This window comes from Oscillospiraceae bacterium (genome assembly GCA_015068645.1).
In the GTDB taxonomy this organism is placed as follows: Bacteria; Bacillota; Clostridia; order UMGS1840; family UMGS1840; genus SIG452.
Genome location: SVKD01000018.1, coordinates 1 through 12,958, shown reverse-complemented (window position 1 = coordinate 12,958; position 12,958 = coordinate 1). Strand labels below are relative to the sequence as shown.

Genomic DNA, 12,958 nt, shown 5'->3' with positions numbered 1-12,958 from the left:
GTTGTTTTCTTTAACATTGTGAAAAACCTCCATGATATTTTTTAGTAATGCGGTCGCCAAACCATTTACTATTATATCATGAAGGTTTTTCTTTTGCTAAAGCTTTTTTATCTTCCCCCAGTAGAACCGGGGGTTTATCTCCACGCCTAAAGACACCAAAGAAAAAAGGCATCCGTTCTCGGATGCCTTTATGGTTGCGGGAGGCGGATTTGAACCACCGACCTTCGGGATTATCGCTTCGCGCCGGTTTGCGGTGCCCAAAACTGCTTTTGTCTCGCTGCTCGCTCGACGCAGTTTTGACCGCTGCACCAATGGTCACTCTCTCGGACCGCCTCGCGGCGTTCGTGACCATTGCCCAACGAGCCACGCTCGTCGGTCTCATTACTTCCGTTTCTCATAAAAGAAAAAGGCATCCGTTCTCGGATGCCTTTATGGTTGCGGGAGGCGGATTTGAACCACCGACCTTCGGGTTATGAGCCCGACGAGCTACCAAACTGCTCCATCCCGCGTTATAAACGCTTGAGTAAGGAAATATGGTGCCGGAAACCGGAATCGAACCGGTACGGGAGTCACCTCCCACAGGATTTTAAGTCCTGGGCGTCTGCCAGTTCCGCCACTCCGGCGCATCTCTCTTACTCAAGCGCTAAACTATAATACCATACTAGAAGCGATTTGTCAAGAGATTTCCCAAAATTTTTTTCTAAAATTTGTAAATGATGTTTTTTTGCCGGTTTTCTAATATAGAATATGTGTAAAAATGTACCTTTAGAACCGGATGCAGCACAAATGATAAAATGCTCATTCATGCTGCATCTTGCCCATCAGAAACCGGTAAGATTATCCACAATCTGACCCGCTGCTTTTAACATTCTGGCAGCTTTTTTCTTCAAATGAGCGTTTTCTTTTTCGGAGCGCAAAGGGTCTAATACCATTCCTGCTACGGCGCCTACAATCATTCCTGCAAGAATACCCTTCATATAGTTGTTTCGCTGCATAGTTGCCTCCCAAAAATCTATAATATCAAAGCTTTGTGTTTGTTAGTATCGCCCGTTTGGCGCTCACTTATGCAACTTTTTTTTACCATTTTATTGCATTGTTTTTTCCATTTCCCGTTTTAATTTTGCAATGATTTTTTTCTCCAGACGGGAAATATAAGATTGAGAAATTCCCATCATATCCGCCACTTCTTTCTGGGTTTTTTCATCCTGACCGAAGATGCCGAACCGAAGTGAAATAATCAGCTGTTCCCGTTTGGACAATTTGGAAATGGCTTCCACCAGGATTTCTTTTTCCAATTTTTTCTCAATTGCCTTATGAATAATGTCTCCGTCTGTTCCCAAAATGTCGGACAAAAGCAGTTCGTTTCCGTCACCATCCATAGAAAGCGGCTCATCCAAGGACACATCATTTCGCTGATTGGAAATTTTACGAAGATGCATTAAAATTTCATTTTCAATGCATCGGGAAGCATAGGTGGCAAGCTTGATCGCTTTTTCCTGATTAAACGAATTCACTGCTTTGATCAGACCGATGGTACCGATAGACGTTAAATCTTCCAATGATACTCCCGTATTTTCAAACTTTTTGGAAATATACACCACCAGCCGAAGATTATGTTCAATCAACGTCTGCTTGGCTTTTTCGTCTCCCAGATTGGCAATAAGCGCTTCCTCGTGTTCCGGATCCAAGGGTGGAGGCAGCACATCGGAACTGCCCACATAATGACATTCCCGCCCGAACAGACGGACAATCAGATTCCAAAACTGCAAAATTATTTTTTTCATCGTATCTCCCTTTCCCCTACTGCATAAAAACGGCAGGATTACAAATGGCGTCATACCCTTCATGACAGAAAAAATCCGACCAGGCAACCACCGCTTTCACAGGCTTTTCGTCGCAGGTAATAAGATCCGGTTTAAAGGCATATAAAATGCCGTCATTCTCAGTAACGGTACGGCAAGGAATCACTCTCAGATTGCGCACATTTTCAGGAGTATGTATGTCAAACAACGGTTTTAACAGTTCGGAATTGACAACAATGACACCCGTTTGTTCCAACGGGTCTTTCAAGCGGTTTCCCGTGTCTAAAAAGGTTTCCAGACGAATTTTTTGGTTTTGGTAAAACAAACAGATGGTTTTCTTTTCCGCAGTGGATTTCTGGCGGATGGTTTCTAAATAAAACCGTCCGCATATCACCAGTAAAAAGGAGCCGATTACCACAGCAATTAGGGTAACCTGATTAGCATTGTCGGAAAAAAAGGATGACGAAAAACGGATTCCGCCTGCCAAAGTAAACCCAAGCAGATAATAAAGCAACCACAGTCTTACAAACTCTCCCGTATTTCGGGGCCGAAAGGTAACAAAAATCATAACGGATGCTACCAGAATCTGAAACAGCATATGTTCTAAAAATTGCCAAGCTCCCGTCAGCAACAAACAAAAATAGAAGCTTCCCAACAGGCTCCCCAAAAAGGCTCTGCCAAAAGAAAATTTTCCTCCTCTTGCATAGGCGGTGAGAAACAACAACAACAGATTCATTACCACATTATAAAGAAATAAAATATCAAAATAAATAACGGTTTGAGTCATAGCAATGCTCCTTTTTTGCGTTTCATTCAGCGTAAAGAGAGTATAGCACAACAAATCTGAAAATTTTAGTCTATTTTGTCGGGAAGAACGGCTTTTTCGTTGACAAAATGCCAAGAAATTTATGGTTTGTTATTGTATTTAATGAAAAACTGTGCTATACTGAACTTATCAAAAGAATTCAGACAAAAAAGGAGGGTTGGCTTGTGACGGCAGATTACCGGAATCATCATTCGCAATTGGTCAGAAATTTTTTATCACACAAGCTGACCATTGAAGGAAAATCTCCCCTGACGGTGAAAGAATATGCCTATGATTTGCAAACCTTTTTCCGTTATTTGGTGAAACAAAAGCAAAATCTTGATGCTCCCATAGAAGAAATTGATATTACCAAGGTGGATTTAGATTTTATTCAAACAATTGAATTAACCGATATTTACGAATATTTAATGTACTTAAGCAAAGAAAAAGGAAACGGGGTAAAATCCCGTGCCAGAAAGCTTTCTGCCATCAAATCTTTTTACAAATATCTCACGGTAAAGATGCACCTTTTAGATAAAGATATTGCGAAAGACTTAGAAATGCCAAAGATGCCGAAAACCCTCCCCCGCTATTTAGAATTGGAAGAAGCAAAGCAGCTTTTAAATGCGGTTGACGGCAAACAAAAAGAACGTGATTTTCTGATGCTGACCATTCTTCTAAACTGCGGGCTTCGAGTGTCGGAGCTTCAGAATATCCGCCTAAACCATATTCGCGGAAACACCCTGACCGTAACGGGAAAAGGCAATAAGGAACGACAATTATTTTTAAATGACGCCACCCAAAAAGCCCTGCAAGCTTATCTGGATGTACGCCCCAAAGGACAGAGCGATTATCTGCTCCTTTCTTCCAGAGGAACGCCCATTTCGGTGGCAGGCATTCAATATACGATGAAAAACCTGTTTCGTAAAGCAGGTTTGGATGCCACAAAGTTGTCCACCCACAAACTCCGTCACACCGCAGCAACCTTAATGTATAAACACGGAAAAGTGGATATCAAAACCCTGCAGAAAGTGTTGGGACACGAACATTTAAACACCACCGAAATTTATACCCATACCGACGATACCTTGGTGAAAGAAGCCATTGACTTAAATCCTCTGGCTCATTTTGAGAAAAAAGAAAACGAATAAATAATCAAGAAAGGATGTGCGCTTATGTTGCAATGCAGTTTGGTAACCGGTTCGGAAGGTATGTATAACATTACCGCCGAAATCAAAAAGCAAGTGGAAAAGCAAAATTGGAAGGACGGTTTTTTGCTGATTTATTGTCCACACACCACTGCTTCTGTGGTTGTGAGTGAAAACGTGGACGTGGACGTGAAGGCAGACATTTTATCAGCTGTCAGCCGGACATTTCCGCAAAAAGATGATTATCTGCACTACGAAGGAAATGCTCATGCACACATCCGCTCTACCTTAGCAGGCGTATCCGTAATGCTGATGGTGGAAAATCAAAAGCCGGTTTTGGGACAATTCCAAGGCGTTTATTTTATGGAGTTTGACGGTCCCAGAACCAGAAATTATTATTTAAAGTTTATCCCCACGCCTTAATTCAGGAAGTAAAAAACGGTATTGCATTGCAATACCGTTTTTTTGTTTGCCGCTATATGATCAGAATACACAGCTTGGTTTAAGATACATAACTTTTTTTGATGTTACAGTGTTCCGAAAAATCTTAAAAGAATTAAAATAACCGGAAGAAATCCCAATAAGTTATTTCATGTTGTTTTCGTAGGACTGAATCATTTTCTTTACCATCTGACCGCCTACGGAACCTGCTTCTTTAGAAGTTAAATCGCCATTGTAACCCTGTTTTAAGTTCACGCCGACATCCTGAGCAGCTTCCATTTTAAATTTGTTTAACGCTTCTTTTGCTTCGGGTACTAAATTCTTTTTGCTTGCCATAACAATAAAAATCTCCTTTTTATAATTTATCATCCTCAAAAAAATCGCATTGAAAACCCTCGTTTTCGAAAAGCTTTTTTCGAAGAAGACAGTCATAGTTTGTGCCGCCATACAAAATCTATGCTGGAAATTTTTATCGTTTTTTTGAACTTTTTGATCGGATATATTAGTATTATGCCGTTAACACTTTCACCCGAACACCGGCTAACCTTCCTAAATTCCCGGATAAGGAATTGATTTCGTTGGGCATAGCATCCATCACCACGGAAATGATATTCACATTCTTTTCCCGATAAGGAATCCCCATTCTGCCAACGATTTTATCGGCATACTGATGTAAAAGTGCATTCACTTTATCGCTGACGGATGCATCTTCAACCATGATAGCAACCACTGCAATTTTTGTTTGTTCCATAGTGTTTTCTTCCTTTTTTTTGAAAGAAAAGGCGAGCAAATGCTCGCCTTTTTCGTTATTTTTTTAATTTCCTTACATCACAGATAACGTAAGGCGATGAGAAAATGATGCAAAATTAAGAAATCGAATCAAAGCTCCGCTTTGACAAGCCCGAAGGCGTATATGCTATACGCCGAGCGGTGAGATTCATTGATTCTGCACATTTTATCGAGCCACTATCATAAGGCGATGAGAAAAGGATGCAAAACGGAACAACCGAACCCGCAGGGGTTATCCGAAGCCGTACCTGAGTGTACGGCGAGTGATGAGGTTGGTTCATTTGGCGCCTTTAATCGAGCCGTTACTATTCGACTTCTAAGATGCCGTATTTGTCATCTTTACGCTTATACACAATGCTGATTCCGTCATTTTCCGCATTACGGAATGCAAAGAAGTTGTGTCCCAACAGATTCATCTGCAAAATCGCTTCGTCCACAAACATAGGCTTTAAGGAGATTACCTTAGAACGGGCAACAGTAAACTCTGTTTCTTCGGGCAAATACAGGGTATCTTTTTCTTCCTCATCGGTTTCAAAAGCTTCAAAGGTTTCCTGGATTGCGGCTTCCTTTTTAATTTTGTTTTCGATTTTGGTTTTATACTTTCTGATTTGCTTTTTCAAATTTTCCATCAGTTCATCCATTGCGGTCCAGATGTCGGCATCCGCCTCTTCCACACGGAAGATGGTGTCTTTATAGAAAATAGTTAACTCCACAATGTAGGTATCTTTGATGAGAGACAGGGTCACAGTTGCTTCCGCGTTATCGTCAAAAATTTTGTCGAACTTAGAAAGCTTAGCTGCGAATTTTTCTTTAAAGCTGTCTTTCGCCTGGAATTTTCTTTCGTTAAAAAATACTCTCATACTGATTCTCCTTTGTCTTAGCCGATTCGAAGGGAAAATCCGTGAACTTCGGTTCCTGATCGAACCGAGCTATTATTTTTTATGGAAAGTGAACCTTTCAGCTCACTCCAAAACGAATTAAAGAACCTTTGTGATATGACGGGAAACGTGACAACAGATATTTACCGCTACGGGCATGCCTGCAATATGAGTGGGATGGTCAATAATGTTTACCCACAACGCGGTGTTTTTGCCGCCTAAACCTGCAGGACCAATATCGGTGCTGTTGATTTTTTCCATCAGTTCTTTCTGCATTTTCTGATACAAAGGTTTCTGGGGTACGGTGCCGATAGGCTGAGTTAATGCCACTTTGGAAAGTTTTGCAGCCTGCTCAAAGTCACCACCTACACAAACGCCAACCACAATGGGAGGACAAGGATTGGGTCCTGCAGAGCGAACTGCATCCAATACCACGTTCACCACTCCGTCATAACCTGCGGAGGGAGGCAGCATTGCAATTTTACTCATGTTTTCGCTACCGAATCCTTTGGGTGCAAAGGTGATTTTCATTGCATCACCGGGAACAATGTCGTAGTGAATGATTGCAGGGGTGTTATCCTGCGTGTTCACACGATCTAAGGGATCCGCTACAACGGATTTTCTTAAGTAACCGTCCACATAACCCTGGCGAACACCTTCGTTAATGGCATCGGTGAGATTGCCTTCTACATATACTTCCTGTCCAACTTCCACAAAGAATACTGCGTATCCGGTATCCTGACAGATCGGAATTCTTTCTTCTTTTGCAATATCTGCATTCACAACCAGTTTTTCTAAAATATTTTTTCCAACGGGACTGGTTTCGGTTTTGCATGCACTGCAGATGGACTGATATGCATCATCAGGCAGGATGGTATTGGCATCAATACACATCTGTCTTACAGTTTTGGTAATGTCAGTTGCTAAAATTGTTTTCAATGTTAATCGCTCCTCTTATTTGTTATATTCGACACAAGTGTCGTAAAATCCTTTTTTTATAGAAATTTTTTATAAACTTTTTTTAAAAATCCCAACGGGGCATAATTTTTAATTTGCTGATGTATTCCGGTGCAGCGGGAATCCCGGTCAAAGCGGGATAGAATACCGCAAAAAATACAATCGCTAACGCACAAACACCAATAGGTGCCCACATTGCTTTTCCTTTTTTTGCCACGTTGTTGCTCCAATAGTATCCAACACCCAGTGCCAAAAATGCCACCATGGGGAAATAGTGATACATAAAGGTACAACGAGTTACAAACATCCAGGGAAGCATCTGAGAAAGATAACCTGCCAGAATCACAAAAGCGGGTAGAGTCACTTTCTTTTGCTTCACAGAATCAATCAGCATATAAATGATACCTGCAAGACCGCCCCATAACAGAATGGGATTGCCCATGGTAACAATGGTTTCTCTGGAACCGTCAGCAAGCAGAACACCCTGATGCATCCAAAGAGGTCTTAAGTCTGCCATCCAGTCATACCAGGATGCACTGAAGGGATGGGTTGCAGTCAGCTGACTGTGATAGTTAAACATATGCTGCTGGGCGGAAGTGAAACTCTTCCAGGTGAGTTCCTGATTGAAGGTGCCAAAATAAGGAATGTAGGTGAGATAGTAAATAGCAAACGGAAGGACTGCATACAGCCCCAAAGAATATAAAATCAGTTTGCCTGCCTGGGTATTTTGGGGAGTTTTCTGATATCTGAGCCAGATTGCATACAGATAAATAGCACCAAGACCGATACCGGGATAAATGGCAGCCCATTTGACTGCGGCACCGCATCCGAACATGGCACCGGAAATACCTAAGAACAACAGCGTTTTCCAAGTGATTCCCTTTTCCACATATTCATGAACAAATTCCAATAGAAACGCGAACGCTGCAATAATGAAAAATACCATAAAGGAATCAATAGACGAAATTCTCGTATGAGATAAATGCATAAAGCCAAACGAGAACAAAATGGTGGTTAAAAGTGCCACAATATTGTATCGAAAGAGTCTCTTTGCCAAAAGATAAAACACGGGAATCATCAGAATCGCAAAAACTACTCCCATAAAACGGCAACCAAAGGGATTCATACCAAAGAGGCTGATACCGATGGTAATGATGAGTTTACCCAGCGGCGGATGAGTGGTTTCATACATAGAAATGTCGTTTTTGTATTCATAAGCCGCTCTACCGTGATAAATTTCGTCAAAATAGAAGCTGTTTTCGTAAGAAGGCACTTCAGGAATAGTTTTTGGTTCGTCAGAAAAGGCTGCAGTGTCCACACCATCGGGTGCCAACACCGTGTAAGGAATCATTTCGCCTGCGGTGTTATAGAACGCAAATTCGCCCCATTCGGTGATTTCGTCTGAACCGTTTTCCAACACTTCTAACACCACCTGATTTACCACAGGATTTGCAAGTTTTTCCTGTTGCCAACTAAACACATAAGTGGATTTTTCTTCTTTGCCTGAAAAATTCACATACTGACTGGATTCAGGGCTGTCCTGACGAAGTTTGAAGTTTCGCAAACCATAGCCGGCAAAATAGCGGATTTCCGCTAATTCTACATTATCATCAAATCGGAAGGTTACGGATTGTCCTCTTGCCACTTTCGCATAAGTCTGCGGAGTGTTGTCGGTACTTCCCAAACGATAAAATGCAGCGCCGGCAAAAATTACCATCACACATAACACACTAACCGCACTCTTCCAAGTGAATTTCTGAGAATATTCCCACACTTTCTTCTCTCTTTGGGGATAGTCTGCACGAATCACAGTGAAAACTTCCCACACCAGATACCAAAGAGTGGCTAAATTGGTGATGGATGCAATCACGAAGATCATATTCTGGTAGTTTTCCGTCAGTTCATTCCGAACACCGCCTAAATACCAGAGTGCATAATCTAAGTTTAGGAAATACAGTAAGCTTAATAAACAAGAAATTCCAAAGTATTTTTTCTTACCGGTCACCACGAAAGAAAGCAACAGTAAAACCGGCACAAAATACCAGTAACGCTCATGCATTTTGGAGCCGAGCATAACAATGGCAAATAAATAGGTAGCAAATATCAAGAATAGATTTTTCTTATTCTTATTGAAAATTACAGCCACAATACCGGCAAGTACGCACGCTGCCATCAAAATGGTGCCCCATTTTTCAAAGGTTAAGAACATAAAGGGATCCGTTAAATTTTTCATATTCCCGTTTAACAGCCCAAACAGATTAAAGGTGTTTAAGGATGCATACGGATAAGAAGAGAATGTTTCCTGATATTTAGAAATCAAGAACAAAAGGTCGGGCTTTCCACCTCTAAAGGGAATCATAGAGATGCTCATAATCGCCAGGGAGAACACAAAGGTAACCACCAGATTCCAAATGATTTTCACCGCTTTGGAAACGGCAGGAACAATGATTTGTTCCTCTGTGATCGCCTGATTATTTTTATGGTTTCCCGTTTTCACGATTTTTCTTCTGGTTAAGAAAATCATGGAATCGCTCTTGATAAAGAAAATGGCAACGATGGGAGCAAACAGGAACGACTGGGGTTTCATCAGGGCAGAAAGCGTAAAGAAGGTGGCGCAAAGAGTCAGCTTATCTTCCATCATAAAGCGGAAGGTTAAAAGCATCAAATAGCAAAAAATACCGTCTGTTTGTCCCCAAACGGTGCTTGTAATCAAGAAAGAAGGTAACAGCGAAAGTAAAACTGCAACAGGAAGCTGTTTCTGCACAGGATAACGTTTGCAGTACATCCTTAAAATTTCGTAGGAAATCAGCGCTTCTGCAATAATTGCCGGCAATTTTACAAAAAAACTGGAAAGATATTCTCCCCCCGTCAACGGAATTTGCAATGATTGCAATACAGACCGCATCATAGGTGACAGTTCTGGATCATTCAAAAGTTTTTGGACAGTTTGGAAGGTAGACTCCAGCATAGGTGTCAATACAGGTTCCAAAATAGGATTCAACAGATTCTTAAGCCATCCGAAAAAGCCGGTCATAGCAATATAAAGAGGCGGATAGTCGCAGAAATATCCATCTGCATAAAAACCGTTTAGCCCTCCGGCAGCCCGGTCCATCCAAGCGGTGTAGGTATTCATATCAATTGGATACCCTTTAAAAAATGGAGCAACATACATTCTGATAATAGCAAATGCAATGATAATTCCGACACATACCCCGGTGGGTTTTCTTTTTTCCTTGATATTTTGCAGTCGGTTATTCTGGTCATGATACACAAACCACATAAAAGCCGCCAACACAAATACCAAAATCAATACAGGAGGCCATCCGACCTGAACTGCTGATTGTGCAGTCTGTTGCATAAAGTCACATTCCTTTCTTTCTGAAAATGATTGAAAATGTTAGATATAAACAAGCCAAAATCTAACGGTTGGAAGAATCTTCCTGCCATTTGCATTTTCGGCGAAGCATGGAATTTTTGGGGAACGGCGTTTCCGAATAAATGCTCACAATCTGCTGCGCGTGAGGTGCCGATTCCATTTCTTCCCCATCGGGATTGCGAAGGTCAGTTGCAGGTAACAACACGCTTTCACCCTTGGTAGTCAACACATCCAAGATGTCGTCCCGATAGAATTTATTTCGCTGCTCAAGGTAGAGCCGTTTGTTTTCGCTGTCATAGTCTGTCACAACACCCACCAAGGTGTAATCTCTTACATAATCAGAGGTATGCACCAGTTGACCGTCTGCATAGGGATTGCCGAAGTAGAAGCCCTTGCAGTACTCTCTGTGGCTGACTTTGTTCACTTCCTCCGCCACTTCGGGAGGAAGTTTATAATTATCGGGGTCTTTCTTTAAAATGTCAAGCGCTTTACGGTATGCATTGGTGGTCACTGCCACATAGTAGGGCGTTTTCATTCGTCCTTCAATTTTAAAGGAGGTGATTCCTGCCTTTGCCATCAAATCCAGATGCTCAATCATACACATATCTTTGGCATTCATAATGTAGGTTCCGTTTTCAGAACCGCCAATGGTAAAGGGATAGTTGGGACGTTTTTCTTCATAGAGTTTATATTTCCAACGACAAGGCTGTGCACATTCCCCACGGTTGGAGTCTCTACCTGTCATATAGGCAGAAAGTAAACATCTGCCCGAATAGGAAATGCACATCGCACCGTGACAAAAGGCTTCCAAATCCAGATCGGGATTGGTGTTTGCACGGATGGTGGCAATTTCGTCTAAGGTCAGTTCTCTTGCCAATACCACACGTTTTGCACCCATATCATAATAGGTGTTGCAGGCAACGGAATTTAAAATATTTGCCTGGGTACTCATATGAACTTCTAAATCGGGACACCATTTTTTGATTAAGCAAAGCGCTCCCAAATCGGAAGCAATTACGGCATCAATGCCCAGCTCGTAAGCTTCCCGAATGGCACGCTCCAAAGTGGCAAAATCGCCATCCCGCATTACCATATTGCAGGCGCCGTACAGCTTCATATTATATTTTTTCTTGATTTCAATGGCTTTTTTGAGATAATCTCCCGAAAATAACTGCTGGGGTGCACGAAGGGAGAGTCCGTTTAAGCCGATATATGCGGCATCAGCACCGTAAACCCCTGCGGTTTCCAGCTTTTCTAAGTCCCCTGCAGGAGATAATAATTCTAATTTTTCCAAATTCATCGAGACACCTCTGTTTATTTCTTAACGGTTAAGGAAACGCCGTCCCCGATGGGAATTACCACGGTTTCCAGCTCCTCATCGTGGCTGATGGCTTCCAGATACATCCGAAGACGCTTTACAATGGTTTTTTTGCGAAGGATTAAAAGGTCATCGTTTGCAACCATCCCTTTGTACAGCACATTATCGGTGACCAATACCCCGCCCTTTGGAAGCAGTTTCTTTAGGTAGGGAATGTAGTCATAATACTGGCCTTTGGCGCTATCCAAAAAGATAAAATCAAAGGTTTCGCCTTCTTGCACCAATTCTTCCAGCACGTCCATTCCGTCACCGTTTTTGGGGAAAATGCGTTCGGTTAAGCCGTTTTCTTGGAATAACTTACACGCTTCTTCGTAATTCTCAGGATTTTTTTCCACGGTGATTATTTTAGAATTCTCGCCGATGGCTTTTGATAAAATCACCGCAGAACAACCAATGCCTGTCCCCAGTTCCAACACTTTTTTGGGTTGCTTCATCATCGCCAGAAGATAAAGCAGTTTGGTGGTTTCGGGCTTTGCCACGGGGATGTCTTTATCCATAGCAAAATCATATAATTTTGTCACATCTTCCGTCACTAACGAACGGATATAGCGCAAAATAAATTCAAAATTGATATACTGTTCTTCAATCATAATATTTTTTCCTTTTTTGATAGGGGGATAGAAAAGGTGAATACCACCCTTTCAAAGGCTCCCTTGTTCTCCTTCCACCATTGAGGCACTTTCTATAGGCTCCCCTGTGTAAGGGAAGCTGGCAAACCGAAGGTTTGGCTGAGGGGTTGGTTCTTGTCTTGTGCCTCACGGTCCCCCTCCCTCGCAAGCGATAGAGGCAAGACGGGAGCTGTCAGCATAGCTGACTGAGGGATTGTTTCACTGTATTATCTATATACATACAAACTCCCTCAAAGTTCTTCAAAACATCAAGATTTGATATTCTTAAAACCTTTATCCCATATTGTTCTAAATACTCTGTTCTCTTTTCATCGTTGATAAGACCTTCGTCCTCGTAATGCTGGGAACTATCTAATTCTATAGCAATATTCGCTTTTGCACAATAGAAATCCGCTATATATTTTCCCAACACTTTTTGTCTTGTGAATTTCTCAGGGTAATTTCTTAAGAAATCGTACCATAAATGTCGTTCTTCTTTTGTCATATTCTTTCTGAGTTCCTTTGCAAATGGAACAATTTTGCTATTGTGTTTTCTATCCATTTACAACCCCTCCGAGTTTGCTTTGCAAACCCACCTCCCCTTACACAGGGGAGGCTTTTTGCTTTCGCCAAAATTCGACACTCTTACTATAAAGACTGTATAATCTAGATGCCAATGTTATTAGAGGCACGTTCGTGTTAAGTTAGGAATAAAAAATCATTCTTAAATTACACTAATCCCATACACCACTCAACACAAATGGCAACAATGACTA

At 41.7% G+C, this 12,958-nt stretch carries 12 protein-coding genes and 2 tRNA genes; 2 read left to right on the top strand and 12 right to left on the bottom strand.

Annotated features, from left to right (window positions below):
- Positions 1 to 432 precede the first annotated feature (432 nt).
- The 4 genes from E7413_08005 to E7413_07990 all read right to left on the bottom strand — a co-directional run bounded on the left by E7413_08005 (position 433) and on the right by E7413_07990 (position 2,589).
- Positions 433 to 509: transfer RNA gene (locus E7413_08005), tRNA-Met, on the bottom strand.
- A 25-nt stretch (positions 510 to 534) separates the two neighbouring features.
- Positions 535 to 623 (bottom strand) — tRNA-Leu (locus tag E7413_08000).
- A 462-nt stretch (positions 624 to 1,085) separates the two neighbouring features.
- Positions 1,086 to 1,784, bottom strand: a complete 699-nt coding sequence (sigE, locus tag E7413_07995) for an RNA polymerase sporulation sigma factor SigE (protein MBE7019798.1) — start codon at positions 1,782 to 1,784, stop codon at positions 1,086 to 1,088.
- Positions 1,785 to 1,800: 16 nt separating this feature from the next.
- Positions 1,801 to 2,589 (bottom strand): hypothetical protein, encoded by a 789-nt coding sequence (locus E7413_07990; protein MBE7019797.1) that lies wholly within the window; start codon positions 2,587 to 2,589, stop codon positions 1,801 to 1,803.
- Positions 2,590 to 2,696: 107 nt separating this feature from the next.
- On the opposite strand from E7413_07990, the gene E7413_07985 reads away from it, so the two are divergent.
- Entirely contained in the window at positions 2,697 to 3,758 is a 1,062-nt protein-coding gene (locus E7413_07985; GenBank protein MBE7019796.1) for a tyrosine recombinase XerC, read from the top strand.
- Between the two features lie 24 nt (positions 3,759 to 3,782).
- Entirely contained in the window at positions 3,783 to 4,178 is a 396-nt protein-coding gene (locus tag E7413_07980) for a YjbQ family protein (GenBank protein MBE7019795.1), read from the top strand.
- 162 nt (positions 4,179 to 4,340) lie between these two features.
- Here the strand turns inward: E7413_07980 and E7413_07975 are convergent, their stop codons facing one another.
- The 8 genes from E7413_07975 to E7413_07940 all read right to left on the bottom strand — a co-directional run bounded on the left by E7413_07975 (position 4,341) and on the right by E7413_07940 (position 12,744).
- Complete coding sequence (locus tag E7413_07975) at positions 4,341 to 4,532, bottom strand: alpha/beta-type small acid-soluble spore protein (protein MBE7019794.1); 192 nt, start codon at positions 4,530 to 4,532, stop codon at positions 4,341 to 4,343.
- 172 nt (positions 4,533 to 4,704) lie between these two features.
- Positions 4,705 to 4,947 carry an iron-only hydrogenase system regulator gene (locus tag E7413_07970; protein ID MBE7019793.1) on the bottom strand — a complete coding sequence of 81 codons (243 nt, stop codon included), beginning with the start codon at positions 4,945 to 4,947 and terminating at the stop codon, positions 4,705 to 4,707.
- A 343-nt stretch (positions 4,948 to 5,290) separates the two neighbouring features.
- Positions 5,291 to 5,845: a ribosome-associated translation inhibitor RaiA gene (gene raiA / locus E7413_07965; protein ID MBE7019792.1), complete on the bottom strand. Its 555-nt coding sequence runs from the start codon at positions 5,843 to 5,845 to the stop codon at positions 5,291 to 5,293.
- A gap of 117 nt (positions 5,846 to 5,962) precedes the next feature.
- Positions 5,963 to 6,802 carry a fumarate hydratase gene (locus E7413_07960; protein ID MBE7019791.1) on the bottom strand — a complete coding sequence of 280 codons (840 nt, stop codon included), beginning with the start codon at positions 6,800 to 6,802 and terminating at the stop codon, positions 5,963 to 5,965.
- An 82-nt stretch (positions 6,803 to 6,884) separates the two neighbouring features.
- Positions 6,885 to 10,178 (bottom strand): phospholipid carrier-dependent glycosyltransferase, encoded by a 3,294-nt coding sequence (locus E7413_07955; GenBank protein MBE7019790.1) that lies wholly within the window; start codon positions 10,176 to 10,178, stop codon positions 6,885 to 6,887.
- Positions 10,179 to 10,239: 61 nt separating this feature from the next.
- Positions 10,240 to 11,490 carry a U32 family peptidase gene (locus E7413_07950; GenBank protein ID MBE7019789.1) on the bottom strand — a complete coding sequence of 417 codons (1,251 nt, stop codon included), beginning with the start codon at positions 11,488 to 11,490 and terminating at the stop codon, positions 10,240 to 10,242.
- Between the two features lie 20 nt (positions 11,491 to 11,510).
- Entirely contained in the window at positions 11,511 to 12,164 is a 654-nt protein-coding gene (locus E7413_07945) for an O-methyltransferase (protein ID MBE7019788.1), read from the bottom strand.
- A gap of 211 nt (positions 12,165 to 12,375) precedes the next feature.
- Positions 12,376 to 12,744, bottom strand: a complete 369-nt coding sequence (locus E7413_07940; protein ID MBE7019787.1) for an endonuclease domain-containing protein — start codon at positions 12,742 to 12,744, stop codon at positions 12,376 to 12,378.
- Positions 12,745 to 12,958: the final 214 nt, after the last annotated feature.